This is a genomic window from Nonomuraea sp. NPDC047529 (genome assembly GCF_040642995.1).
In the GTDB taxonomy this organism is placed as follows: domain Bacteria; phylum Actinomycetota; class Actinomycetes; order Streptosporangiales; family Streptosporangiaceae; genus Nonomuraea.
In genome coordinates, this window is record NZ_JBEYTJ010000002.1 from 111,212 (window position 1) to 135,343 (window position 24,132).

Annotated in this window: 20 protein-coding genes and 1 riboswitch; of the genes, 4 read left to right on the forward strand and 16 right to left on the reverse strand. The window is 70.9% G+C overall.

What is annotated here, in order from left to right; all coding sequences use genetic code 11:
• Positions 1 to 48: 48 nt before the first annotated feature.
• From ABZ815_RS04115 to ABZ815_RS04155, 9 genes are all read right to left on the reverse strand, one after another.
• On the reverse strand, positions 49 to 2,802 hold the full coding sequence (locus ABZ815_RS04115; RefSeq protein ID WP_357693736.1) for a DUF5682 family protein: 2,754 nt from the start codon (positions 2,800 to 2,802) through the stop codon (positions 49 to 51).
• Complete coding sequence (locus tag ABZ815_RS04120; protein ID WP_357693738.1) at positions 2,799 to 3,911, reverse strand: AAA family ATPase; 1,113 nt, start codon at positions 3,909 to 3,911, stop codon at positions 2,799 to 2,801. Before ABZ815_RS04120 ends, ABZ815_RS04115 begins: the two co-directional genes overlap by 4 nt.
• A 14-nt stretch (positions 3,912 to 3,925) precedes the next feature.
• Positions 3,926 to 5,245 carry a VWA domain-containing protein gene (locus tag ABZ815_RS04125; protein WP_357693740.1) on the reverse strand — a complete coding sequence of 440 codons (1,320 nt, stop codon included), beginning with the start codon at positions 5,243 to 5,245 and terminating at the stop codon, positions 3,926 to 3,928.
• Positions 5,242 to 6,690, reverse strand: a complete 1,449-nt coding sequence (locus ABZ815_RS04130) for a hypothetical protein (protein WP_357693742.1) — start codon at positions 6,688 to 6,690, stop codon at positions 5,242 to 5,244. Before ABZ815_RS04130 ends, ABZ815_RS04125 begins: the two co-directional genes overlap by 4 nt.
• Complete coding sequence (locus tag ABZ815_RS04135; RefSeq protein ID WP_357693744.1) at positions 6,690 to 7,181, reverse strand: hypothetical protein; 492 nt, start codon at positions 7,179 to 7,181, stop codon at positions 6,690 to 6,692. The genes ABZ815_RS04130 and ABZ815_RS04135 overlap by 1 nt, the downstream gene beginning before the upstream one ends.
• A gap of 316 nt (positions 7,182 to 7,497) precedes the next feature.
• Positions 7,498 to 7,911 carry a cupin domain-containing protein gene (locus ABZ815_RS04140; RefSeq protein ID WP_357693746.1) on the reverse strand — a complete coding sequence of 138 codons (414 nt, stop codon included), beginning with the start codon at positions 7,909 to 7,911 and terminating at the stop codon, positions 7,498 to 7,500.
• 16 nt (positions 7,912 to 7,927) lie between these two features.
• Positions 7,928 to 8,743 (reverse strand): phosphoenolpyruvate hydrolase family protein, encoded by an 816-nt coding sequence (locus tag ABZ815_RS04145; RefSeq protein ID WP_357693748.1) that lies wholly within the window; start codon positions 8,741 to 8,743, stop codon positions 7,928 to 7,930.
• Positions 8,743 to 9,966: a Tm-1-like ATP-binding domain-containing protein gene (locus ABZ815_RS04150; RefSeq protein WP_357693750.1), complete on the reverse strand. Its 1,224-nt coding sequence runs from the start codon at positions 9,964 to 9,966 to the stop codon at positions 8,743 to 8,745. The genes ABZ815_RS04145 and ABZ815_RS04150 overlap by 1 nt, the downstream gene beginning before the upstream one ends.
• 80 nt (positions 9,967 to 10,046) lie before the next feature.
• Positions 10,047 to 10,505 carry a nuclear transport factor 2 family protein gene (locus ABZ815_RS04155; RefSeq protein ID WP_357693751.1) on the reverse strand — a complete coding sequence of 153 codons (459 nt, stop codon included), beginning with the start codon at positions 10,503 to 10,505 and terminating at the stop codon, positions 10,047 to 10,049.
• Positions 10,506 to 10,602: 97 nt separating this feature from the next.
• Here ABZ815_RS04155 and ABZ815_RS04160 point away from each other — a divergent pair, with 97 nt between their 5' ends.
• Positions 10,603 to 11,214: a TetR/AcrR family transcriptional regulator gene (locus tag ABZ815_RS04160; RefSeq protein ID WP_357693753.1), complete on the forward strand. Its 612-nt coding sequence runs from the start codon at positions 10,603 to 10,605 to the stop codon at positions 11,212 to 11,214.
• On the opposite strand, the gene ABZ815_RS04165 is transcribed toward ABZ815_RS04160, so the two are convergent.
• Both ABZ815_RS04165 and ABZ815_RS04170 read right to left on the reverse strand, forming a co-directional pair.
• A complete protein-coding gene (locus ABZ815_RS04165) occupies positions 11,193 to 11,924 on the reverse strand; it encodes a CHAP domain-containing protein (protein WP_357693755.1) in 732 nt (243 codons plus the stop codon). The genes ABZ815_RS04160 and ABZ815_RS04165 overlap by 22 nt on opposite strands.
• 13 nt (positions 11,925 to 11,937) lie before the next feature.
• A riboswitch (cyclic di-AMP (ydaO/yuaA leader) is annotated at positions 11,938 to 12,075 on the reverse strand.
• 263 nt (positions 12,076 to 12,338) lie between these two features.
• Positions 12,339 to 12,686 carry a luciferase family protein gene (locus ABZ815_RS04170; RefSeq protein ID WP_357693757.1) on the reverse strand — a complete coding sequence of 116 codons (348 nt, stop codon included), beginning with the start codon at positions 12,684 to 12,686 and terminating at the stop codon, positions 12,339 to 12,341.
• A gap of 242 nt (positions 12,687 to 12,928) precedes the next feature.
• Here ABZ815_RS04170 and ABZ815_RS04175 point away from each other — a divergent pair, with 242 nt between their 5' ends.
• Together ABZ815_RS04175 and ABZ815_RS04180 are read left to right on the forward strand one after the other, a co-directional pair.
• Entirely contained in the window at positions 12,929 to 14,878 is a 1,950-nt protein-coding gene (locus ABZ815_RS04175) for a glycosyl hydrolase family 18 protein (protein WP_357693759.1), read from the forward strand.
• A 160-nt stretch (positions 14,879 to 15,038) separates the two neighbouring features.
• Positions 15,039 to 16,082, forward strand: a complete 1,044-nt coding sequence (locus ABZ815_RS04180; protein WP_357693760.1) for a PP2C family protein-serine/threonine phosphatase — start codon at positions 15,039 to 15,041, stop codon at positions 16,080 to 16,082.
• On the opposite strand, the gene ABZ815_RS04185 is transcribed toward ABZ815_RS04180, so the two are convergent.
• Genes ABZ815_RS04185 through ABZ815_RS04205 form a run of 5 tightly spaced genes read right to left on the reverse strand, consistent with a single transcriptional unit; the run spans position 16,077 to position 21,408 of the window.
• Positions 16,077 to 17,438, reverse strand: a complete 1,362-nt coding sequence (locus ABZ815_RS04185; RefSeq protein WP_357693762.1) for a sulfatase-like hydrolase/transferase — start codon at positions 17,436 to 17,438, stop codon at positions 16,077 to 16,079. The two genes, ABZ815_RS04180 and ABZ815_RS04185, sit on opposite strands and share 6 nt — an antisense overlap.
• 10 nt (positions 17,439 to 17,448) lie before the next feature.
• Positions 17,449 to 18,255: a carbohydrate ABC transporter permease gene (locus ABZ815_RS04190; RefSeq protein WP_357693764.1), complete on the reverse strand. Its 807-nt coding sequence runs from the start codon at positions 18,253 to 18,255 to the stop codon at positions 17,449 to 17,451.
• Positions 18,255 to 19,133: a sugar ABC transporter permease gene (locus tag ABZ815_RS04195; protein ID WP_357693766.1), complete on the reverse strand. Its 879-nt coding sequence runs from the start codon at positions 19,131 to 19,133 to the stop codon at positions 18,255 to 18,257. Before ABZ815_RS04195 ends, ABZ815_RS04190 begins: the two co-directional genes overlap by 1 nt.
• Entirely contained in the window at positions 19,130 to 20,395 is a 1,266-nt protein-coding gene (locus tag ABZ815_RS04200) for a sugar ABC transporter substrate-binding protein (protein WP_357693768.1), read from the reverse strand. Before ABZ815_RS04200 ends, ABZ815_RS04195 begins: the two co-directional genes overlap by 4 nt.
• A gap of 14 nt (positions 20,396 to 20,409) precedes the next feature.
• Positions 20,410 to 21,408, reverse strand: a complete 999-nt coding sequence (locus ABZ815_RS04205; RefSeq protein ID WP_357693770.1) for a LacI family DNA-binding transcriptional regulator — start codon at positions 21,406 to 21,408, stop codon at positions 20,410 to 20,412.
• A gap of 293 nt (positions 21,409 to 21,701) precedes the next feature.
• Here ABZ815_RS04205 and ABZ815_RS04210 point away from each other — a divergent pair, with 293 nt between their 5' ends.
• The gene (locus ABZ815_RS04210) at positions 21,702 to 23,996 is read left to right on the forward strand and encodes a glycosyl hydrolase family 18 protein (RefSeq protein ID WP_357693772.1); all 2,295 of its coding nucleotides are present in this window, start codon (positions 21,702 to 21,704) and stop codon (positions 23,994 to 23,996) included.
• The last annotated feature ends 136 nt before the right edge of the window (positions 23,997 to 24,132 follow it).

A 24,132-nucleotide genomic window follows, 5' to 3' on the forward strand; every position in this document is an offset into this window, starting at 1 on the left:
GGGGGTGACCTGCCCGGAGCGGCAGCGGCTCGGGGCAGGGTGGCTCGCTCACACCAGCAGTGCTGCCAGGGCGGTGACCGTGGTGGGGTGGTCGGTGAGCAGGGTTTCCACCTCTCGGTGCTGGGAGCCGGTGGCGGGGGTGGCAGCCTGCCAGCCGCCCTCGCAGCCCAGCAGCCCGGCCACCGCGTCGCAGGCCACCGGGTGCCCCGCCAGCAGCTCCGCGACCGGCCCCGACGCGACCGCCGGGACCGCCTTCGGCGCGGGCGCCGCCGTACGGGCCCAGGGCGGCGTCCAGGCGTCCACCGCCGTCAGGCTGCCCGGGAACGTGCGCCCGGCCTCCCGGACGAGGACCGGCATCAGCTCCCCCGCCTGATCCCGCAGCGTCGTGATCAACTTGGGCAGCCACGGCAGCAACACGTGGTCGGGCAGCCGTCCGAACGCCTTGGAGATCACCTCCACCACGAACCCGGACAGCGCCGGTGCGGGCTCCATCGCCTGGACGAACCCGGTGATGTACTGCGGGAACGACGGGATGACCAGCGGGTTGCCCAGCAGTTCGTCGCACCGCGACCGCAGCTCGGCCAGCGGCAGCAGCCCCAGCAGGTGCTGGGCGGCCCACAGCAGCGCCACCTTGGCCGGCGCCTCCGGATGCGACTGCCGCACCGCGATCTCCAGCTGCGCCCGGTCGCAGCCCAGCGCCAGCGCCAGCCCCTCCATCGTGAACAGGAACCCGAGCATCGCCGACACCTGCCGCACGCCGGTGTCGTCCTCGACGAACGCGGTCGGGAGCAGGGTGCAGTAGTGCGCGTACCCCTCGGTCACGAACGCCTCGCACCACGCCGGCAGCGTGGGCTCGGCGGTGCGGTAGTAGGCCAGCAGGCGGCGGATGCGCCGCAGCACGTCGGGCGCGTCGTCGACGCCGCGCTCGGCGGCGAGCAGCTCGACCGCCCGCGCGCCCAGCTCGTCGGCGATGCGCCCGCCGCCCAGGTAGAGGATGGCGTCCTCGACGGCGGCCAGCGCCACGGCGGCGGTGGCGTCCGGCTCCCAGACCATGCGCCGCAGCCGCTGTTCGACCACCTGCTCGATGGTGACGCCCTCGTAGCCGAGCTCGATGATGGCCCGCTGGTTGCGCCCGAGCGCGAGGTCCCAGCTCTCCTGGATCGACCGCTCGCCGAGCCGGCGCTCGCCCATGATCGGCCGTGCCGCGTCGCCCGGCAGCAGGAAGCGCAGCATCCACAGCAGGTCGGAGCAGGGCCGCAGCTCCGGATCGGAGTGCAGGTCGAGCAGCGCCCGCTGGATCGTGCGCTTGTCGAAGTCGACGCCGAGCGGCCGCAGCCGGTCGTAGACGTTCTGGGCCAGCGGCGGCAGCGCGTCGTAGCCGACCGAGCCGATGCGGTCGCCGCCGAGCAGGATCTCGCACAGGCGCCGCACGTCGCGCCGACCCGGCACGACGTCCTTCTCGATGCAGGTGACCGCCGCGTCCTGGAAGTCGTACGGCGTCGGCCTGGCCCGGTTGCGCATGCCGGCGAGCAGGATCGACGTCTCGAACACCGCGATGGCGTCGGCGGTGCTGGCGAGGTAGCCGTTGCGCCGGGCCAGCCGGACGATGTCCACGCTCCAGCCCAGCAGCTCGGCCTCGTCGAGCGCGTCGAGCGCGGGCGGCCTGGACAGGAACCCGGTCAGCCGGTCGGTGACCTGCGCCGGCGCGGTGGGCGCGGGCAGCTTGACCGGCCGTTTCCTGGCCCCCTTCTGCCCGCTGAGCTGGAACGGGGTCAGCTTGCTCCGCGTCACCGCCTTGGCCCAGGTCGCGGCGGCGATCGAGACCGACCCCGAGGCCAGCCCGAACTGCGCCTCGATGGCCGAGTGGCTGGAGGGGATCAGCCCGTACAGCCAGCGGGTCGCGGTACGCGGGCCGATCTCGTACGGGGCCGTGGCGGCCAGGCCGAACTGCTCGACGCGGCTGGCGGCGTGGAAGGCTCCGCAGACGTACAGGCAGTCGGCCGGGTCGGCGCCCGAGGTGGACAGGTGCTCGCGCATCCTGGTCCACATGTAGCGCTCGCGCTCCTCGTCGCCGGCCAGCCGGTCGTCGTCGGGGCGCAACCGGCGGAACAGGCTGCCGATGAGGACCATGACCTGGCGGTAGGTGTCGTAGTCGGCGCCGGAGAGCGGCTGCTCGACGTACTGGTCCCACCATTCCGACCAGTGACGCACCTTGCCGTGGTGGAGCAGGTGCTCCTCCAGCTCCGCGAAGCGGGGGCGCAGGTCGCCGATCTCCACGCCGACGGCGTCGCCGTGCAGGCCGGCCTCCTCCCCCGGTTTCGCCGGCTCCTCCCGCTCCTGCGGCAGCCACTGGAAGACGTGGTCCGACGAGCGGTCGACCAGCACCAGCTCGACGCCCGGGGTCTCCAGCGCGTACGAGATGGCCTGGTATTCGGCAGATGCCTCGGTGATCGGGGCCACCACGCTCAGCGGTCCCGAACCCTTGGGGAAGCCGTCCAGCTCGGTCGCGAACGCCTGGAGCGCCACCGGCAGCCGGCAGTTGCGCAGCTCGGTCAGCAGCGGCGTCAGGTCTTCGCAGAGCTCCAGGTAGATGACCTTCGGCTGCTTCTCCCGCAGGCGGCGCACCATGGCCAGCGCCGAGGCCGGCGAATGGTGACAGACCGGGAAGATCTCCAGCTCCTCGCGCAGCGCCCGGTCGACGTCCTCCAGCATGCCGGTGAGGATGGACGACACCGCGCCGTCGCCCGCGAAGGCCGACGCGGCCTCGCTGAGCTGCTCCTTCAGCGGTTGGAAGAGGCTCATGACAGGGTGGAGATGGCCTGGCGGCCGCCCTCGAGGAAGTCCTGCCATGGGCCGCCGTCCTTCTTGCTGCGCGGCTCGACGACACCGTGCCAGTACTTGTTGAGGATGGCCAGGTCTTCCGGGCTGCGCCGGGCCAGCGAGCCGACCAGCGAACCGGCGAGCGTGTCGGGGCGCAGCGTGCGGTCGCCGAAGAAGTGGCTGTGCAGGATCGCGTCCTCCAGCACGCCGATCTGCTCGGCCGTGGACAGCGCGGACTCCAGCTTCTCGTCGTCGCTGGTCGCCGAGGCGGCCGCGGCCCGCAGGTCGGCGAAGCTCTGCAGCAGGATGTCCAGCAGCGTGGGCGGCAGGTCCAGCTCGATCTGGTGCCTGCGCAGCAGCTCCTCGGTACGGAAGCGGACGATCTCCGCCTCGCTCTTCTTGTTCGTCACCACCGGGATGCGGACGAAGTTGAAGCGGCGCTTGAGCGCGGAGGACAGGTCGTTGACGCCCCGGTCGCGGCTGTTGGCGGTGGCGATGATCGAGAAGCCGGGCTGGGCGAAGACGATGTTGTCGTCGTCGAGCTCGGGGATGGAGACGTACTTCTCCGACAGGATCGAGATCAGCGCGTCCTGGACGTCGCTGGTCGAGCGGGTCAGCTCCTCGAAGCGGCCGATCACGCCCTGCTCCATGGCGTTCATGATCGGCGAGGGGATCATCGACTCGCGCGACTGGCCCTTGGCGATGACCATCGAGACGTTCCACGAGTACTTGATGTGGTCCTCGGTGGTGCCCGCGGTGCCCTGCACGACCAGCGTGGAGTTGCGGCTGATCGCCGCGGACAGCAGCTCGGCCAGCCAGCTCTTGCCCGTGCCCGGGTCGCCGATCAGCAGCAGGCCGCGGTCGGAGGCCAGCGTCACGATGCTGCGCTCGACGAAGCTGCGGTCACCGAACCACTTCTGCGGGATCTCGCGGTCGAGCCCGTCGGAGCGCTCGGAGCCGAGGATGAAGATGCGGATCATGCGCGGGCTGAGCCGCCACGAGAACGGCTTGGGGCCGTCGTCGACCGACTCCAGCCAGTCGAGCTCGTCGGCGTACTTCACCTCTGCGGGGGCGCGCAGCATGTCACTCATGGTCGGGGGTTCTCCTAGGTGAGGAAGTTCTTGAGCTCGAAGACGAGCTTGCGGACATGGCCGGAGAGCACGGGGGTGCCCAGGTCCTTGAGTTTCTGGCGGTACCACGGATCGACGCTCTGGTGGCCGGAGCTGTTGACCGAGCCGACGGGGATGAACTTGACCCCCGACCGGTGGATCGACCCGAAGTCGTTGATCAGCGAGCGGTTGTCGTAGAAGTCGGAGATCCACACCATCACCGTGTTGCGCGGATCGGCGATCTTCGGTCTGGCCAGGGCCATCGCGGCCGTGCCGTCGGTGCCGCCGCCGAGCGTCGTGCGCAGCAGCACCTCGAACGGGTCGTTCACCCACGGCGTCAGGTCGAGCGCGCGGGTGTCGTACGCGACGAGGTGCACGTCGACCTTGGGCAGGCCGGCGAAGATCGAGGCCAGGATGGTGCAGTTGACCATCGCGTCGACCATCGAGCCCGACTGGTCGACGACCACGATCAGCCGGGCCGGGGTGGTGCGGCGGGCCGTCTGCCGGTAGAAGAGCCGGTCGACGTAGAGCCGCTGGTCCTCGGGGCTCCAGTTGGTGAGGTTCTTCCAGATCGTGCGCTCGATGTCGAGGTTGCGGAAGACCCGCTTCGGCGGCACCGACCGGTCGATGACGCCCACGCTGGTCTTCTCCACCTGCGTACGCAGCACCTCGGCGACCTCGTCCACGAACCTGCGGATGAGGGCCTTGGCGTTGGCCAGCGCGACGCCCGACAGGTTGGACTTGTCACGCAGCAACTGCTCGATGAGCGACATGCTGGGCGTGAGCTGCCTGGCCAGGGCCGGGTCCGCCAGCACCTCGCGCAGGCGCATGCGCTTGACGAGGTCGCCCTCGATCATGGCGAGCACGGCGGCCAGCTCTTCGTTGCCCGGCCCGCTCCTGAGGCCGCCGGGCTCGCAGCCCATGCCCTTCTCGAACCAGCCGGCGTCCTGCTTCCAGCGGGCCAGCTGACCCGCCGAGACGTCGCCCGTGCCGGTGGAGAACACGTTGAGCAGCAGCTTGGAGACCAGCGCGGCGCGGCGCACCTCGCCGCCCTCCTCGTGCTCCTTGTCCGCCATCAGGTCCTGGAGCTCGTCGCCCAGCTCGGGAAAACGCTGGACGAGCGTGTCCACCGACACGCCGGGGTCGAGCAGCGCGGGCGGCAGCTCCAGGTCGCCGACGATGCCCATGCTGGCCGTCTCCAGCGCGGGCTGCTCGTCGGCCGAGAACAGCCGCGACATGAGCCGCCAGTACAGCACTTGACGCCTGGTCTCGTCGGCGCTCGGGGTCAGGTCGGCGCTCGTGGTGGGTTCGGTCATTTCCGCAGCAGCCGTCCTGCCCGTTCGCGCAGCACGGCGACCACGTCACCGGCCTTGGCCTCGGCCTTGACGACCTTGGGGTCGGTCGGGCCCGTCGCCCAGTCGCCGTTGTGCACGGTGACCGGCTTCTTCTTGACCGTGGCCTGGACGGCGAGCGGCTGCAGCAACCACCTGCCGCCGTCGCGGCGCACCAGCCCGATGCACGCCGAGGACGCGGCCACCAGCTCCGGCGTGAGCGGGCAGCTCGTCGGGAGCCGGTCGAGGTCGAGGGTGAGCTTGTTGCCGCCCAGGTCGAGGACGTGCCCGTCGACCGTGTACCCCTCGACCAGCACCGGCTCGGCGATGCGTACGGGATGGCGGTCGAGCGGCGGCGTGGCCGGGGCCGACGCGCCCGCGAGCTGAACCCGCGCGGTGGTGAACGGATCGGCCTCGGCCCCCGTACGGGCGCGGTCGTCGTGCCACAGCAGGTCGCCGCCGGGCAGCAGCGGCATGCCGTCGATCTCCACGGACCGGTGCTCGGCCAACGCGCCCATGAGCACGGGCCGGCCGCCGAACAGCCGCCACACCGACGGCCCGACGATGGTGTCGACCTTGGCCGCCGCGACGCTCGTCCGCACCAGCCTTGTCTGCCCCCCGGCCTCCTCCAGGACGCCGTGCACCTGCACGCGGACGACCGTGGCATGCTCGTGCACGTCGGCGCCGAGGATCAGCAGCCGCCCCGACACCGGCTCGGGCACGCCGTGCCACGGGCCGGACTGGGCGAGCAGCAGCCCGCGCGTCCACAGATCGGCCCACCGCCTGACCGGCACCCTGTCCATGGTCGCCACCGGGGACGACGCCCGCAGCTCGGCCGCCAGCCCGTCGAGCAGGACGGCGAGCCCGCGTGACCCGGGCACCGCGAGCAGCGCCTCGATCACCTGGTCGCCGCCGGAGACGAGGTCGTCGTCGACGCCCCGCCAACCGGTGATCGCCAGCTCCCGCAACCACACCCGGCACCCGGCCAGCACGTTCTCCGGCACCCCACCACCGGACGCCGCCCCTGCATCGACCTCCGTCGCACCGCCGACAGACGCCGCCCCTGTGTTGGCGTCAGTAGTGGCGGCCGAAGGCCAGGAGGTGCGGCTGCGGCCCAGTGCCTGGTCGAGGCGGGCGAGCAGGGCGTCGTGCACCGCGCCGAACAGCGCGGCACGCCCCCCGGCCAGCGCCGCCAGATGCTCGTCGGCGACCGACCCCGCGGTCACCTTCTCCGCCGCCTCGGCCAGCCGGTCGCCGAGCGGGGAGCCCGCGAGCGCCCCCGCCAGCGCGGCCAGCGCCGCCGCGTCCTCCTCCGCGACCCGGGCGAACCCGTGCCCGAGCGCTCCGTCGAACCCCGCGACGAGCGCGAGCGCCTCCGCCACCCCGGCCGGCCCGTCGCCGACCAGCTCCCCAAGCTGTACGTCGAGCATCACCGCACCTCCCCCATCGCCGGGAACCAGTGCAGCTCGGCCAGCGGCTCGGTGCTGTCCGGCACCTCCAGGTAGGCCAGGTGGCGCAGGAACCGGCTGAACACCACGGCCGCCGGCGTCCGCTGCGGGGTCCCGTTCAGCGCGCTCATCAGGCCGGCGCCTTCGGGCACCTCGACACGCAGGTAGCAGGCCACCCGGTCGAGGCCGTACTGCAGCACGGCCTCGTCGGCCAGCATGCGGATGTGCTTGCACGCGTAGCCGTGCAGCGCGCCGCACGGGCGGTTGTTGTTGGTGCTGCAACTCAGGTCATGGGTGCCGGCGGCGATCGACGAGACGTAGACCCGCTCGATGTCGGACCCGCTCGACACGACCCCCTGCAACCTGCCGTCAGCCAGCTCGACGAAGGGCACCTTCGCCAGCTTGCGCGGCTGGACCGGCGGCACCACCCGCACGACGCTGCGCTGCTCCCACGCGGTTTCGTCCGCGTCCAAGATCTCGACCTCCAGTCCGACGGCATGCTCACGCCGACAGCCAACTTCGATGGGCTTGATCAACAGATCCGGAAATCTACCGGAGGCCACCGACATACCGGGGCCGAACGATCATCTGGACAGTACGCCTCCCGCGGCGGCCGGCGGCGCGTTCGTCAGGGACACGCTCGGCGCCCGCGTCACCGAGCAGATCATGCCGGACAGCGGCCGGATCTCGGCCCAGTGGCGGACCGCCGACCTGTGCCTCGACCGCGGCGTCTTCATCGCCGGAGCCGAGGTCAAGCAGCCTGGGCGCTCCGCACACGGTCGCTGCCGGTCACGGCGTGACGGCCGTCCAGGTCGGGTGGTCGCCGGGGGTGAGTTCCGTGAAGCCGGGGAGGTCGCGGAGTGCCGCTTCGGCTCCGCCCGGCGTGTACGTCGCGATGATCCGCAGCGGCCGCCACCCCGTGTTGAACGTGGAGTGCAGCGTGCCCTTCGGGATGTAGATCGCCTCACCGGCCCTGACCGGGAACTCCGGGTCGTCGCCGACGGTCTGCCGGCCCTCGCCCTCGATGACGTAGAGGACTTCGTCGGAGTCCGGGTGGAGGTGGCGTTCGTGCCCCTTGTTCGGGTTGATGATGACCTCGCCGAACGTGGAGGACGCGCCCGGCACGGCGTCGGGCGTCACGTGCCATTTGATGGCCCCCCAGTCGAAGAGCATCGTGGGAAGGGCGTCCGGTCGTCGGTGCATGGCGGGTTCCTCCCGGTCAGAGCTGCTTGAAGGCGCGGACCTGCTCGGCGATGGCCCGCTCGGCGGGCAGGCGTTCCATCGAGGACGCGCCGAAGAAGCCGGCGATGCCGACCGTCCTGTCCTGGATGTGGCGTACGTCGTCGGGCTCGGCGATGGGGCCGCCGTGGCACAGGACGATGATGTCGGGGTTCACGGCGACGGCGGCGTCGCGCATCTCCTGGATCCGTACGGCGGCCTCGTCGAGGCTGATCGCGGTGACGGCGCCGATGCTGCCCTTGGTGGTCAGGCCCATGTGCGGGACGAGGATGTCGGCGCCCGCCCGCGCCATGGCCGTGGCCTGCTCGGGGCTGAACACGTAGGGGGCGGTGAGCAGGTCGCGCTCGGCCGCCAGCTTGATCATCTCGACCTCCAGGTCGAAGCCCATGCCGGTCTCCTCCAGGTTCGCCCGGAAGACGCCGTCGATCAGGCCGACCGTCGGGAAGTTCTGGACGCCGGTGAAGCCCATGCGCTTCAGCTCGTCGAGGAAGTGCGGCATCAGCCGGAACGGGTCGGTCCCGCACACCCCGGCCAGCACCGGCGTGTCCTTGACGACCGGCAGGACCTCGCCCGCCATCTCCACGACGATCGCGTTGGCGTCGCCGTACGGCATCAGGCCGGCGAGCGAGCCGCGGCCGGCCATCCGGAACCGCCCGGAGTTGTAGATGATGAGCAGATCGACCCCGCCCGCCTCGGCGGATTTGGCGGACAGCCCGGTGCCGGCGCCGCCGCCGATGATCAGCTTGCCTGCCTCCCGCTGGGCGCGCAGCCTCCGTAGTGCCTCGTCGCGATGCATCAGGCCCCCTTCTGGATCAGTTGGTGCAGCCGGTCGGCGGCCGCCACGGCGAACTCCGCGCTGTTGATGTCCTGGTCGCTCTGGACGACCTCGACGGGGCTCCCGGCGACGGCCGCGAGCACGGCGTCGAAGCAGGCCGCGTCGGCCCGGGGGTCGTGGAACGGCCCGCCCTCGACGTCGACGGCCGAGACGCCGCCGCGCGGCACGAACAGCGTGACGGGCCCGGAGGCGCGGGCCAGCCGCTCGCCGATCGCCCGCCCGATCTCGGCGTTCTCGGCGGGGGTGGTGCGCATGAGCGTCACGGTGGGGTTGTGGACCAGGAGCTGCCGTGACCGGAAGCGGTCCGGCACGGTCTCCATCGGCCCGAAGTTGACCATGTCGACCGCCCCCAGGCTGACGACCTGCGGGACGCCGGCGTTCCCCGCGGCGGTCAGGCGGTCGGGGCCGGCCGACAGGACGCCGCCGACGAGCTCGTCGGCCAGCTCGGTGGTGGTCAGGTCGAGCACTCCGGCGAAGTGGCCGCCCGCCGCCAGCGCCTCCATGGCGCGTCCGCCCGAGCCGGTGGCGTGGAAGACCAGCACCTCGTAGCCCAGGGACTCCAGCCGGGCCCGCGCGGCGTCCACGGCGGGCGTGGTGACGCCGAACATCGTGGCCGCGACCAGCGGCTTGTCCGCGCCGGACGGCTCGGCGCCGGCGTCGTACGAGGCGGCCATCGCGCTGATCGCGGCGGCGGCGTTGGCCAGGATGCGGCGGGAGATGGAGTTGACGCCCGCGACGTCGACGACGCTGTACATGAGCGTCACGTCGGTCTCGCCGACGTAGGCGGACACGTCGCCGCTGACCATGGTCGACACCAGCAGCTTGGGCAGGCCGACAGGCAGCGCCCGCATGACCGCGGCGGCGATGGACGAGCCGCCGCTGCCGCCCAGCGCGAGCACGCCGCCCAGCCCGCCGCGGGCGTGCAGATCCTTGGCGACGGCCGTGGCCCCGGCCGCCATCGCCGCGAGCGCGGCGCCGCGGTCGCCCGCGCTCCTGAGCCGGTCGAGGTCGGTGCCGGCGGCCAGCGCGACGGCCTCGGCCGGGACGTTGGCGGCCAGCGCGGAGGCGCCCATCACGCCGGTGTCCATGAGGACGACGTCCTGCCCGGCCCGGACGATCAGATCGCGGACGAGGGCGTACTCCTCCCCCTTGGTGTCGAGGGTGCCCAGCAGCAGAACCGCCATGTCAGACCTCCTACGATCGGCTCCTCGACCTTACCCGTTGATCTCCGGGCGGGCTGTCACATGCCGGAGCGGTCGCGGGGTCACCGGACGCCGAGGACGTCCACTCCGTGCTCGGACAGGGGGCGGGAGCCGAAGATGCGGCGTTCGTCCTCCGTGATGGGGACGTCGTTGATGCTGGCCTCCCGGCGGCGCATCAGCCCGGACTCGTCGAACTCCCACTGCTCGTTGCCGTAGCTGCGCCACCACTGGCCGGTGGCGTCGCGGGACTCGTACTGGAAGCGGACGGCGATGCGGTCGCCGGTGAACGCCCACAGCTCCTTGCGCAGGGCGTAGTCCAGCTCCCGATCCCACTTGCGGCGCAGGAACGCGGCGATCTCGGCGCGGCCCGTGACGAACTCGCCGCGGTTGCGCCACACGGAGTCCTCGGTGTAGGCGAGCGCGACACGTTCGGGGTCGCGGGTGTTCCAGGCGTCCTCGGCGGCCTGGACCTTGATCCGGGCGGTCTCCTCGGTGAACGGCGGAACGGGCGGGCGTGTCATGTGATGTCCTCTCATATCGAGAGAACGGGCGTTCTCCCGGGGTGTGCGATAGCGTAGAGAACGAGCGTTCTCCGCCGCAAGCACCTGGAGGAGTGTCATGGATCACGAGCAGCTGCTGCTGGACGCCGCGGGCGACCTGTTCTACCGCCGCGGCGTGCAGGCGGTCGGCATGGACGAGATCCGGGCCGCCTCCGGCCTCTCGCTGAAGCGGCTCTACCAGTGCTTCCCGTCGAAGGAGGCGTTGGTCGTGGCGTACCTGCGGCGGCGCGACGAACGCTGGACGGCCTCGCTCACCGCGTACGTGACGGACGCCGGCGACCGCATCCCGGCGGTCTTCGAGTGGCTGGAACGGTGGTTCACCGAGGACGACTTCCGCGGCTGCGGCTTCGTCAACGCCTTCGCCGAGCTGGGCGCCGGCTCGGCCGCCGTCCGCACGGCGGTGCGCGCGCACAAGGAGCGCCTGCGCGCCTACCTGCGCTCGCTCGCCGAGAAGGCGGGCGCCGGCGATCCCGGCCTGCTCGCCGAGCAGTTGCTCACCCTGATCGACGGCGCCACCGTGACCGCGATGGTCTCCGAGGACCCCGGCGCCGCCCGCTCGGCCGCCCAGGCCGCCGCCACCCTGGTCGACCAGCACACACGCGAAAGAGCGCACCCCCCGCAGGGAGTGCGCTCTTCACAAGAGGGAGATCAGGCGGCGTACGACGGGTAGCCGTAGCCGACGACCTGGGAGGCCGGGCGGACGCGCTCCTCGACCTTGCCGTTGCCGGTGTTGCCCTCGATCGTGGAGATCGTGCCGTCGCCGTTGTCCTTGACGACGAAGCCGACGTGCTGGATGTCGCTCAGGCTCTTGCTGCCGCTCCAGGAGAAGAAGACGACGGCGCCGGGCTTGGCCTCGGTGCCCCAGCGACCGTTGGAGGCGAACCACTTGGCGTGCGAGACGGTGTAGGCGTCCCAGCCGACCTGCGGGCGGGCGCCGGTCTGGTCACCGACCCAGGAGACGAACATCGAGCACCAGGCGGCGTTCACGTAGTCCTGGCGGCTGCCGCCGTCGCGGGCGACGGTCTCGGCGGCGCGGGGCGAGCCGGCGTACCACTTCTGGAACTTGGTGCCGCCGCCGTTGGCGTCCTCGGAGACGCCGACCTGGGCGCGGGCGGTGGCCAGGACCTGGGCGGCGGTGACGTTCACCTTGCCCTTGGCGCTCTCGTCGGTGGCGCGCTTGTCGGCCACGGTGGCGACACGCGGCTGGGCGGCGGCCACGCCGGCGACCTTGGCGGTCTGGGCGGCGGTGCCGGCGGTGGCATGGACGGTGTCGGCGTTCACTGCCGCGTGCGTGCCGAGCACGCCGGCGACGGCGGTCGCGCCGAGGGCGATCTTGGCGAGGTCGAGCTTGTAGGCACGGTGAAGACGGTGCTTGGCCATGAGGGATTACTCCTTGTGCTTCCGTGCCGCTTGCCGGGTTAGCTGACGGGTTCGGGCGGGAAGCTGCCCTACGGCACCGTGGTGCCGATTCACCCCGATGGACACATGGGTCCCCGGTTCCGCGCACAGGCGGATTCAGCGGTCTCTGGTCAGGCAAAGGGCTGACGCATCGTCTTCCCGGGCCCAGGAAAGGGCCTGAAGGTATATCTGCGACGCCCGGACGCGGTGTATCCGCGCCGACTCTGTACAACACGGGTCCCGCTGGGGTAATTCCCCGGCAATGACATCCCTACCTGGGACGTCTCCCCGTTCGGCTGTGTACAACCAAGCTACCCGGCGAGTAATTCCAGGGCAAATGGAGGGCATTGTTCGGACGGTGCGTAGGAGAAACGCTACGCACCGCGAAGAATCGTTTCAGGCCACGTGCGCCTTTATCGCCACGCTCGTGAGGGCCAGCAACAATTCCAGATCGGGCTCGGCGTCGACCTGCACGGCGACCCAGGCGCGGTCGCGGCAGGCATGGACCTGATCGCACGCCTGCAAATGGGGCTCCAGGCGTCCGATGGCGGGGGCGGTGAGCCGTACGTGGACCTCGTCCCGCCCGGCCAGGCGCAGGATCTCGGTTCCGTGTACGGCGAAGGCGACCTGTCGCCCGGTGCCGCTGACGTTCAGCGACGGCCAGGACCGTAACTCCGCGACCGCGCGGACCACGTAAGGTCCGCGGCGCGTGGGCGTCCGCCGCCAGGCGGAGATTCCTGCCACGCTCCCATGCTGGGCCACGGCTCACCCCGCCGTCAGCCCCCGTTCCTGAACCGTTATCCCCTCGTGAACGGGCACATTCGGGGTCTGACCGGCACGATTACGGACGCCTGACCGATACGTATTGACGCTCCCGCAGGCAGAGGCTACCGTCGATTCACAACTTAAAGGAAACTTTCCTAATAGTTTCCCCAGAAGTCTCCCATCCCACTCCCCACACACCCCCCAACGGATGTCGGAGCGACATGAAACACACCATTCTGAGCAAGGTCCTGGCAGGAATGGCGGCATTGGCCCTGCCCCTGACCGCGGCCGTCGCCGTCCCACCGATCGCCTCCGCCAGCACGGTGGCCTTCGCGGCGGCCTGGGCCCCGTGGACCGCGTACACCGCGGGCACGGTCGTCACCTACAACGGCGTGGACTACGTCTGCCTCCAGGCGCACACCTCCCAGCCCGGCTGGGAGCCGCCGAACGTGGCGGCGCTGTGGAAGGTCTCCGGCGGCGGCAGCGACACGACCGCGCCGTCGGTGCCGGGCAACCTGCGCTCGACCGGCGTCACGAACAACAGCGTGGCCCTGGCCTGGAACGCCTCCACCGACAACGTGGCCGTCACCGGTTACGAGATCTACCGCGGCGGCACTCTCGTCACCACCGTCACGGGCACCACGTACAACGACACGGGCCTCACCGCGAGCACCGCCTACACCTACACCGTGCGCGCGCGCGACGCGGCCGGCAACCGCTCGGCCAACAGCAACCAGATCACCGCCACCACCACGGGCGGCGGCGGCGACGACACGACCCCGCCGTCGGTGCCGGGCAACCTGCGCTCGACCGGCGTCAGCAACAGCAGCGTCTCGCTGGCCTGGAACGCCTCGACCGACAACGTGGCCGTCACCGGTTACGAGATCTACCGCGGCGGCACTCTCGTCACCACCGTCACGGGCACCTCGCACACCGACAGCGGCCTCAGCGCCAACACGTCCTACACCTACACGGTGCGCGCGCGTGACGCGGCCGGCAACCGCTCGGCCGACAGCAACCAGATCACCGCGACCACCACGGGCGGCGGCGGTGGCGGCAACAAGGTGCTGGGCTACTTCGTCCAGTGGGGCATCTACCAGCGCGGCTACCACGTCAAGAACATCGACACCAGCGGCTCGGCGGCCAAGCTGACCCACATCAACTACGCGTTCGGCAACGTGCAGAACGGGCAGTGCACGATCGGCGACAGCTACGCCGACTACGACCGCTTCTACCAGGCGGGCGAGAGCGTGGACGGCGTCGCCGACACCTGGGACAACGGCGCGCTGCGCGGCAACTTCAACCAGCTGCGCAAGCTGAAGAAGAAGTACCCCAACCTGAAGGTGCTCTTCTCCTTCGGCGGCTGGACCTGGTCCGGCGGCTTCGGCCAGGCGGCGCAGAACCCGACGGCCTTCGCCGACTCCTGCTACAAGCTGGTGGAGGACCCCCGCTGGGCCGACGTCTTCGACGGCATCGACATCGACTGGGAGTACCCGAACGCCTGCGGCCTGACCTGTGACACCAGCGGCGCGGCGGCGTTCAAGAACGTCATGTCGGCGCTGCGCTCGCGCTTCGGCGCGAACAACCTGGTCACCGCGGCCATCACCGCCGACGGCAACGACGGCGGCAAGATCGACGCGGCCGACTATGGCGGCGCCTCCCAGTACGTCGACTGGTACAACGTCATGACGTACGACTTCTTCGGCGGCTGGGACGCGCAGGGCCCGACCGCCCCGCACTCGCCGCTCACCACGTGGGACAAGATCCCGGTCCCCGGCTTCTACACCGACAACGCCATCCAGAAGCTCAAGAGCAAGGGCGTCCCGGCCGCGAAGCTGCTGCTCGGCATCGGCTTCTACGGCCGCGGCTGGACCGGCGTGACCCAGGCCGCGCCCGGCGGCACGGCGACGGGCCCGGCGCCCGGCACGTACGAGCAGGGCATCGAGGACTACAAGGTCATCAAGACCCGCTGCCCGTCCACCGGCACGGTCGCGGGCACGGCGTACGCCTACTGCGGCAACCAGTGGTGGAGCTACGACACGCCGAGCACGATCGGCGGCAAGATGGGCTACTCGAAGAGCCAGGGCCTCGGCGGCGCGTTCTTCTGGGAGCTCAGCGGTGACACCACCAACGCCGAACTTCTCACGGCCATGAAGAACGGCCTCGGATAAGTTCGCACGTCAGGGCCGGTCCCGGGTTTCGGGGCCGGCCCTTCGCCGTGTCCGGCGCGCCGCATGACGGAACGTGGACGCCTTGGGAGAAGCTGGTCACCGGGGGTGAACGACGATTCTCTGGGGTGGCGGGCTCAGGCAGCCCTTCTTCACGACGCCCGTGTTCCTGGTCGGCCTGGTCGGGATCACGGCGCTGGTGGTCGGGCTGGACCGGTTCACCGGCGGGGGCGCGGAGCTCGTGCCCGTGCTGATCTTCCTGCCGGCGATCGTCTCGGGGCTCGGCACGGTGTGGCAGACGGCGATCGCGTCGGTGTGGGTGCTGGCGGTGGTGTCGGCCTCGGTCGCCTATTTGGGCGGCAACCTGCGGACGAACCTGGAGGTCTCCGGCTTCACCGCGGCGTTCGGGCTGATGAGCGTGGTCGGGGCGAGCTACCGGATCCAGCGCGAGGACGAGGTGCGCCGGTTGCGCTCGGCCGCCGCGGCGTTGCAGCGGCAGCTCGTCAGGCCGCTGCCGCTGCGCTCGCTCGACGTGGTCGTGGACGGCCTCTACCAGCCCATCGAGGAGGACACGATGGTGGGCGGCGACATGTACGAGGTGGCGCCGTCGCCGTACGGGACCCGGGTCATGATCGCCGACGTGCAGGGCAAGGGGCTGCCCGCGATCGGCGCCGCGCTGGCCGTGCTGGGCGCCTTCCGGGAGGCGGCCTACCGCGAGATCAGCCTCATGGGCGTGGCCGACGCCCTGGAGGACGCGGTGACCAGGCACAACAGGTTCGCCGCGCACACCGGCGAGCCCGAGCGCTTCGTCACCGCGCTCCTGCTGGACGTCGGCCCGGAGCTGGAGGTGGACGCCGTCAACTGCGGGCACATCGCGCCGTACCTGATCCACAACGGGAACGCCGGGCAGCTCTGGCTCGGCGAGCCCGAGGTGCCGCTCGGCCTGGCGTCGCTGACGGGCGAGCCCCGCCACGGCGCGCGTTTCGCCTTCCCGCGGGGGGCCTCGCTGCTGCTGTGCACCGACGGCGTCACCGAGGCCCGCGACCGGGACGGCTCCTTCTACCCGCTGGAGCAGCGGCTGCGCTCCTGGGCCCGCGACCCGCCGGCCAGGACCGTCGAGGCCCTGGCCGCCGACCTGAACACCTTCACCCACGGCGCCCCGCGCGACGACATCGCCGTGCTCATCCTGCGCAGGACCGGCTCATGACCGCCGCTGGTGGCCGAACCTGACCGGCTCGGGGCCGAGCACGCGTACCGCCGGGTCGGGCAGGACGCGTTCGTCGGAGTCCAGCTCGGCGGCCGGGTCGACGACCGGCTCGGCCTCGCCCGCCTCGACGATCCGGCGCAGCAGGCGTTCGCGCAGCTCGGCGGCCACCTGCGCGTGCGAGCGCAGCCCGGCCAGGTTGACCAGCTCGTGCGGGTCGCTGTCGAGGTCGTACAGGGCCTGCTCGCGGTAGCGGGGGGCGGCCGGGGCGTTCCAGGGGTCGGCGTCCTCGGCGACGGCGTAGTACTTCCACCGCCGCGTACGGAGGCCGCGTCCCACCTCCGACTCGCTCACCTGGAAGAACACCTCCTCCGGCCACGGCGCGCGGGAGTCGGCGAGCAGCGGCAGGAACGAGCGGCCCTGCATCTCCTCCGGGACGGGCAGCCCGGCCGCCGCCAGCAGCGTGGGCGGCAGGTCCAGGGTGCTGACCGGGCGGGAGATGGCGCCGCCGCCGTCGAAGCCGGGGCCGCGCAGCGCCAGCGGCACCCGCAGGGACGCGTCGTGGCAGGAACGTTTGTACTCGTCGTTGCGGGTCTTGAAGTGGCTGCCGTGGTCGGAGGTGTAGGCGACGATCGTGTCGTCGAGCAGGTCCATGCTGCGCAGCGCGTCGAGCAGCCGGCCGAGGCCCTCGTCCAGGCGTCTGACCTGGCCCAGGTAGCCGCCCAGGTGGCGGGCCGAGGTGCCGCCGAGCGCGGCCAGGTCGGCGGGCAGCCAGCGGCCCTGGTGGCGCTCCTCGTAGCCGTCGGGGGCGGGGTGGTTGTCGACCTCGTTCTGGTGGTGGGGCTCCAGGAACGAGACGAAGAGGTAGAAGGGCTCGGCGTGGTGGTCGGCGACGAACCTGATCGCGGCGTCCACCAGCGCGTCGGAGCGGTAGCCGGGCAGGAAGACCGGCTCGTCGGCGTCGTCGTAGACGATCGTGCGGTAGGCGTCGGAGGTGAACTCCAGCGTGTTGGCCGCCAGCCAGGTGCCGTAGCCGCCGCGCTGCCCGGCCGGTACGGGGTCGCCGTCGGCCAGGTGCCACTTGCCGATGTAGCCGGTGGCGTACCCGGCCTCGCCGAAGTGGTGGGCCAGGGTGCGCTGCCCGCCGGGCAGGGTCAGCCCGTTGCGGTGCACGCCCACGGACGTCGGGTAGCGGCCGGTCTGCAGGGCGGCGCGGGCCGGGGCGCACACCGGCTGCGGGGTGAGCGCCACCGTGGCCTGCGTGCCGTGCCTGGCCATCCTGTCGAGGTTCGGGGTGAAGGGGCCGACGGTGTCCCACCGCTGCTGGTCGGTGAGGACGACGATCACGTTCGGACGCAAGAAGGGGCTCCTATCGAAGGCCGGTGAGCGCGATGCCGCGCACGAAGTACCGCTGGGTGAGGACGAACAGGACGGCGGTGGGCACGAAGAGGATCACCGAACCGGCCGCCGTCAGGTGCCACAGCGTGAAGTACTCCTGGTTGAACAGGGTGAGCCCGACCGGGATGGTCCGCATCTCCGGCGTGGACGTGGCCACCAGCGGCCACAGGAACTCGTTCCACTGGAAGACGAAGGTGAACAGCCCGAGCACGGCCATCGCCGGCCTGGCCTGCGGCAGGATGATCCGCCGGTAGATGGCCAGTTCCGAGGCGCCGTCGATGCGGGCCGCGCTGATCAGGTCGTCGGGGATGGGCTGGATGAACTGCCGCATGAGGAAGATGCCGAACGCGTCCATGAGGAACGGCGTGATCAGCCCCTGGTACGTGTCGAGCCAGCCGAGCTGGGCCATGAGCACGTACAACGGGATCATCCGCACGAAGAACGGCACCATCAGCGTGGCCAGCAACGCCACGAACAGCGTGTTGCGCAGCGGGAAGCGGAACTTGGCGAACACGTACCCGACCAGCGGGTCGAACACCAGGTGCGCCAGCGTGATGGCGCCCGCCACGACGAGGCTGTTGACGATGAAGTCGCCGAAGGGCGCGCGGGTGAACAGCTCGGCGTAGTTGCCCCACTGCGGCGCGGCGGGCCACAGGACCGCCTCGGCCGACATGGTCTCCGCCTCGGTCTGCAGCGACAGCGACACCATGTACAGCAGCGGCAGCACGGTGACCAGCGAGGCCAGCCCGAGCAGGGTGTAGAGCAGCGGCCTGCGCATCAGTACACGACCTCCCCGCGCCGGCCGGCCCTGAGCTGGATCAGCGTGAACGCCACGATGACCGCCAGCAGCAACACCGACTGGGCCGAGGAGTAGCCGAAGTCCCTGGTGCGGAAGGCCACGTTGAAGATGTGGAACACCGACAGGTCCGTGGCGTCGCCGGGCCCTCCGTTGGTGATGATGTACGCCTGGCCGAACGCCTGCAGCCCCGAGATGACCGCCATCACCGACACGAACAGCGTGGTCGGCGCGAGCAGCGGCAGTGTGATCGACCAGAACCGGCGCCAGGCGTCGGCGCCGTCCATCTTGGCGGCCTCGTGGTAGGTCTCCGGGATGCCCTGCAAGCCCGCCAGGAACAGCACCATCGTGTAGCCGACGCTCTGCCACAGCGTGACCGCGGCGATGGTGAGCAGCGGCGCGGTGTTGAGCCACTGCTGTCCGGGCAGGCCGAGCGCGCCGAGCAGCCGGTTCAGCACGCCCAGCTCGGGGTCGAGGATGTTGCGCCACAGCAGCCCGACGATGGCCACGGACGTCAGGTACGGCACCAGCAGCAGCACGCGGAAGGCCACCCGCCCCTTGAGCGGCTGGTCGATGGCGAGCGCCAGGCCCAGCCCGATCACGATCGAGCCGGCCACCACGGCCACCGCGAAGGCCACCGTGACCAGGAACGAGTGCCGCACCGCCGGGTCGGCCAGGGCCTGGCCGTAGTTGGCCAGGCCGGCGAACCGGTCGGCCTGCGGTCCGGTGCGCAGGCTGGTGGCGACGACGTTGCCGATCGGCAGGTAGAAGAAGGCCGCGAAGAACAGGATGGCGGGGGTCAGGAACAGGTAGGCCGTCCTGGCGTAGCGGCCGGCCAGGGTCCTGGGGCGCGGGATCACTTGAGGAAGCCCTCCGCGGCCTGGGTGAACTTCTTCAGGGCCGCCTCGGCGGGCGTATTCCGGATGAGCACCTCCTGATACATGATCTTGAGCTGCTCCTCCCACTTGCCGAGCTGCCCGGTGAGCCGGACCTGCCTGCCGGGGTCCTCGGCGTAGGCCAGAGCGTCGGCGAAGACCTTGGTGGCCGCGTCCGACTGGACCTCGGGCAGGGCGGCCCAGGAGGTGCGGGGCATGAGCATGCCGACCTCCGCGGTCGCCGCCTGCTCGGCCTGGAGGGTGGTGACGCGCCTGATGAAGTCCCACGACAGGTCGGGCCTGGCCGCCTTGGCGGGCACGAACAGGCTGACGCCCGCCGCGTTGGTGGCCTGCCGGGCCTTCCGCAGCGGCGGGGCGACGCCGAGGTCGATGTCGGGGCTGGTCTTCCTGATCGGGTCCAGGTCCCAGGGACCGGTGAGGATCATCGCGGCGCGCTTGGCCGAGAACAGCTTCTGCGGGCCGGAGTAGTCGGTGCTGGAGACCGGGACGGGGGCCACCTTGTGCTTGTGGATCAGGTCGGCCTGGAACTGCATGGCGGCGACCGCGTCCGCGAAGGGGGTCATGATCTGGCCGGTCTTCGCGTCGTAGGGGGTGACGCCGGCCTGGAGCAGCCAGGGCCAGATGTAGCCGTAGTCCTGGTTGAGCGCGACGCCGTGGACGCCGTCCTTGGTGAGCTTGACGGCGGCGGCGAGGAACTCGTCCCAGGTGGACGGGGGCTCCAGGCCGGCGTCGTCGAGCATGGCCTTGTTGTAGAGGAGCGTATTGCAGGTCAGGTGGAGCTGAACGCCGTACACCTTGCCCTGGTAGGAGTTGCGCTCGACGGTGGCCGGACGCCAGTCGGCGGGGAAGCCCATGGCGGCGCCGTCGCGGTCGACGTGGTCCTGGAGCGAGCGGGCGTTGCCGGAGATGGCGAACTCCTGCACCCAGCCGCCGGGCTCCTCCACCACGTCGGGGCCGGTCCCGGAGGCGAAGTCGGCCAGCAGGCGGGTGCGCAGGTCGGGCCACTGGTACTTCTGCAGGTTGACCTTGACCTTGTGGGCCTGCTCGAACTCGGCGATCACCTTGCGGTAGGCCTGGTAGTCGTGGCCGGCGTTCCAGTAGACGGTGAACGTGCCGGGCGCCGCGCTCTGCGCGGGCGGGGCTCCCGCGCAGGCGGACAGGACGGGCACGGCGGCCGCCGCCCCGGCCAGGCGGAGCAGGTCGCGGCGGGAGAGGGTGGGGGACATCTCGCATTTCCCTTCTAGGAAGAGCCCCGCCGCAGGAACGTCCACGGCCGGACGATCTCGCGGGCGGGCAGGGGCTCCTCGGCCTGGAGGCGGTCGAAGAGCAGGCGCACGACGTCGGTGTAGTCGTGCCTGAGCGGGCCGACGGTGCTGAGCTGCGGGTTGCTGATGAGACCTTCGCCGACGTTGCCGACCCCGATCACCGCCAGGTCGCCGGGGACGCGCAAGCCCGCGTCCCTGGCGGCCCGGATGACGCTGATCGCGGCCCGGTCGGAGGCGGCGAAGACCGCGTCCGGACGGCCGGGCGAGGCCAGCAGCTCGGCGGCGGTCTGGTAGGCCGAGACGCGGTCGTCCGCACCGGAGACGATGATCCGGTCGGTGACGCCGTGCCGGTCGAGGGCCGTGGTGTAGCCCAGGAGCCGGCCGACCGGACGGTCGCGGTAGAGCTCGTGGCGCTGGGCCATGAACGCGATGCGGCGTCTGCCCTGGTCCAGGAGGTGCTCGACGGCTTCGGCGCACGCCTCGGCCTCCGGGGTGCGGACGACGTCGCAGCCCTCGGGCACGTCCACGTCGTGCACCACCACCATCGGCGGCCGTCCGGCCGGCTCGGCCAGCAGGTCGTGGACGAGCTCGTCGACGGCGACGTTGACCAGGGCGCCGTCGGCGATGCCGCTGCGCAGCACGTCCGCGGCCGCCCTCGCGCGGGCCCGGGAGTAGACGGCCAGGGTGATCACGGAGTAGCCGTGCACGTCGGCCATCTCGTGCAGGTCCCTGGCCAGCCGCTCCTCCGACGGCACGCCGCCGGGCGAGCTCTGCACCAGGCAGACCCGCTGGGTCCGCCGTCTGCGCAGGCTCCTGGCCGCCTGGTCGGGGGTGTAGCCGAGCTGCCTGGCCGCGTCGAGCACCCGTTTCCTGGTGGCGGCGGCGACGGGACGGTCCCGGCCGCTGAGCACGTAGGAGACGGTCGCCACGGACACGTTCGCCAGTTCGGCCACCTGTCGCGCTGTCGATCTCATGTTAGTCGAATAACCTAGCATTCCCTATAGGAAAGACGGGTAATTGGGCGATGGTGAACTAGGGCTGCTGTGGCTGGAGTGGGGAGTGGACATGCGTCGGCCGTCCGTTCTGTTAATCGTTTAACAGAGAGGTGGAGGAACCGTACTCCCCCTGGTCGCATACGGGCAAGCGGCACCTCAGGCGGCCCTCAGGTGAACTATTAAGAAAGTTTCCTAACAGAGAGCATTGACGGTCCTGGTCACTCGGCTTACGTTCCGATCAACCCCCCAGCCATGCCCCATCGGAGGTGGCCTTGAAGCCCTTACGCACCCGCGCGGCGCTCGCCGCGTGCGGCACCTCACTGCTGCTCATCGCCGGAGCCTTGGCCGGTACGGCCACCGCCGCGGCCGACAACGCCGCCTGCCGCCCGGACGGCCTCTACCAGACCCCCGGCGTGGACGTCCCCTACTGCCTGGCCTACGACGAGGACGGCCGCGAGAAGATGGGGGCCGACCACCCCCGCCGCATCATCGGCTACTTCACCAGCTGGCGCACCGGCAAGAACGGCCAGCCCGCCTACCTGGCCAACAACATCCCGTGGGGCAAGGTCACCCACCTCAACTACGCCTTCGCCCACGTCGACGGCGCCAACAAGATCGCTGTGGACGCCAACGCCACCGCGACGGAGTGGCCCGGCGTCGCGGGCGCCGAGATGGACCCCGCCTACTCCTACAAGGGGCATTTCAACCTGCTCAACAAGTACAAGAAGCAGTTCCCCGACACCAAGACGCTGGTGTCGGTCGGCGGCTGGGCCGAGACCGGCGGCTACTTCGACGCGAACGGCGCCCGCGTGCCCTCCGGCGGCTTCTACTCCATGACCACCAACGCCGACGGCTCGGTCAACCAGGCCGGCATCGGCACGTTCGCCGACTCGGTCGTCGCCTTCATCCGCGCGTACGGGTTCAACGGCGTCGACATCGACTACGAGTACCCGACCTCGATGAAGGACGCCGGGAACCCGCTCGACTGGACCATCGCCAACGCCCGCAGGCCGAACCTGATGAAGGGCTACGCGGCGCTGATGCGGACGCTGCGCCAGAAGCTGGACACCGCGGCGGCCGCCGACGGCAAGTACTACATGCTGACCGTCGCCGCCCCCGCCTCCGGCTACCTGCTGCGCGGCATGGAGACCTTCCAGGTCACCCAGTACCTGGACTACGTGAACATCATGTCGTACGACCTGCACGGCGCCTGGAACGAGTTCGTCGGCCCCAACGCCGCCCTGTACGACGACGGCAAGGACGCCGAGCTGGCCAAGTGGGGCGTCTACACCACCGCCCAGTACGGCGGCCTCGGCTACCTCAACACCGACTGGGCCTACCACTACTTCCGCGGCGCGATGCCGGCCGGCCGGATCAACATCGGCGTGCCGTACTACACGCGCGGCTGGAAGAACGTCAACGGCGGCACGAACGGCCTGTGGGGCACCTCCAACGGCCAGAGCGGAAGCTGCCCGCAGGGCCTGACGACGTGCGGCGACGGCGCCCGCGGCATCGACAACCTGTGGCACGACGAGGAGAACGGCAAGGAGGTCGGCGCCGGCTCCAACCCCATGTGGCACGCCATGAACCTGGCCAAGGGCATCGCCGGCTCCTACGGCCCCGCCTACGGCCTCGACCCGGCCGGCGACCCCGAGGACAGGCTGACCGGCACCTACACCCGCAACTACAACGCCACCCTGACCGCCCCCTGGCTGTGGAACGCCACCAAGAAGGTGTTCCTGTCCACCGAGGACGACCAGTCGCTCGGCGCCAAGGCCGACTACGTCAAGAACCAGGGCATCGGCGGCGTGATGATCTGGGAGCTGGCCGGCGACTACGCCTGGGACGCGGCCAAGGGCGAGTACTTCATGGGCCAGACCCTGACCGGCCTGCTCTACGACAAGCTCAGGACGGCGAGCCCGTACGGCGCGGCCAAGGCCAAGGTGGCCGTCCCCGCCGAGAAGGTGGACGTCACGATCGAGGCCACCGGCTTCCCCGCCGGCGACAGCAACTACCCGATCAACCCCAAGCTCGTCATCACCAACAAGACGCAGACCACCATCCCGGGCGGCGCGGAGTTCCAGTGGGACTACGCGTCCTCGGCCCCGAACAACGCCAAGGACCAGTCCGGCTTCGGCCTGAGGGTGATCAGCAGCGAGCACACCGGCAACAACGTCGGCGGCCTCAAGGGCGACTTCAACCGGGTGTCGGTGAAGCTGCCCACGTGGCAGACGCTCGCCCCCGGGGCGTCGGTGACCCTCGACTACGTGTACTACCTGCCCGTCCCCGGCCAGGCGAACTACACGCTGACCTTCGGCGGCAGGACGTACGGGCTGCTCCAGGACCTGGCGCGCGGCGGCGTCGCGCCCAGCCCGAGCCCGACGCCGACCGTCACCCCGACCGGCGGCTCCTGCACCGCGCCCGCCTGGAGCGCGACGGCCGTCTACAACGGCGGCCAGCGCGTCTCGCACAAGGCGCACACGTGGGAGGCCAAGTGGTGGACGCAGGGCCAGGAGCCCGGCACCACCGGCGAATGGGGGGTCTGGAAGGACGTCGGCGCCTGCTGAGGCGGCGCCGGCGACCGCGCGGACGGGCCCTCGGCGAGGTCAGGTACGCAAGCACCTGGAGCAGACCCTTGCGACGTGACCGTGAGCTACGGAAGGATCGCCAGATCGAGCCCCACCGGTATCCGTAACCCCATGC

What these genes read in the sequence shown, in the direction of transcription:
- ABZ815_RS04175 (WP_357693759.1), top strand. Translation starts at nt 12,929, where the DNA reads ATGAAACACACCATTCTGAGCAAGGTCCTGGCAGGAATGGCGGCATTG.
- ABZ815_RS04155 (WP_357693751.1), bottom strand. Translation starts at nt 10,505, where the DNA reads ATGACACGCCCGCCCGTTCCGCCGTTCACCGAGGAGACCGCCCGGATC.
- ABZ815_RS04165 (WP_357693755.1), bottom strand. Translation starts at nt 11,924, where the DNA reads ATGGCCAAGCACCGTCTTCACCGTGCCTACAAGCTCGACCTCGCCAAG.
- ABZ815_RS04200 (WP_357693768.1), bottom strand. Translation starts at nt 20,395, where the DNA reads ATGTCCCCCACCCTCTCCCGCCGCGACCTGCTCCGCCTGGCCGGGGCG.
- ABZ815_RS04145 (WP_357693748.1), bottom strand. Translation starts at nt 8,743, where the DNA reads ATGCATCGCGACGAGGCACTACGGAGGCTGCGCGCCCAGCGGGAGGCA.
- ABZ815_RS04120 (WP_357693738.1), bottom strand. Translation starts at nt 3,911, where the DNA reads ATGAGTGACATGCTGCGCGCCCCCGCAGAGGTGAAGTACGCCGACGAG.
- ABZ815_RS04140 (WP_357693746.1), bottom strand. Translation starts at nt 7,911, where the DNA reads ATGCACCGACGACCGGACGCCCTTCCCACGATGCTCTTCGACTGGGGG.
- ABZ815_RS04115 (WP_357693736.1), bottom strand. Translation starts at nt 2,802, where the DNA reads ATGAGCCTCTTCCAACCGCTGAAGGAGCAGCTCAGCGAGGCCGCGTCG.
- ABZ815_RS04125 (WP_357693740.1), bottom strand. Translation starts at nt 5,245, where the DNA reads ATGACCGAACCCACCACGAGCGCCGACCTGACCCCGAGCGCCGACGAG.
- ABZ815_RS04205 (WP_357693770.1), bottom strand. Translation starts at nt 21,408, where the DNA reads ATGAGATCGACAGCGCGACAGGTGGCCGAACTGGCGAACGTGTCCGTG.
- ABZ815_RS04150 (WP_357693750.1), bottom strand. Translation starts at nt 9,966, where the DNA reads ATGGCGGTTCTGCTGCTGGGCACCCTCGACACCAAGGGGGAGGAGTAC.
- ABZ815_RS04160 (WP_357693753.1), top strand. Translation starts at nt 10,603, where the DNA reads ATGGATCACGAGCAGCTGCTGCTGGACGCCGCGGGCGACCTGTTCTAC.
- ABZ815_RS04190 (WP_357693764.1), bottom strand. Translation starts at nt 18,255, where the DNA reads ATGCGCAGGCCGCTGCTCTACACCCTGCTCGGGCTGGCCTCGCTGGTC.
- ABZ815_RS04130 (WP_357693742.1), bottom strand. Translation starts at nt 6,690, where the DNA reads ATGCTCGACGTACAGCTTGGGGAGCTGGTCGGCGACGGGCCGGCCGGG.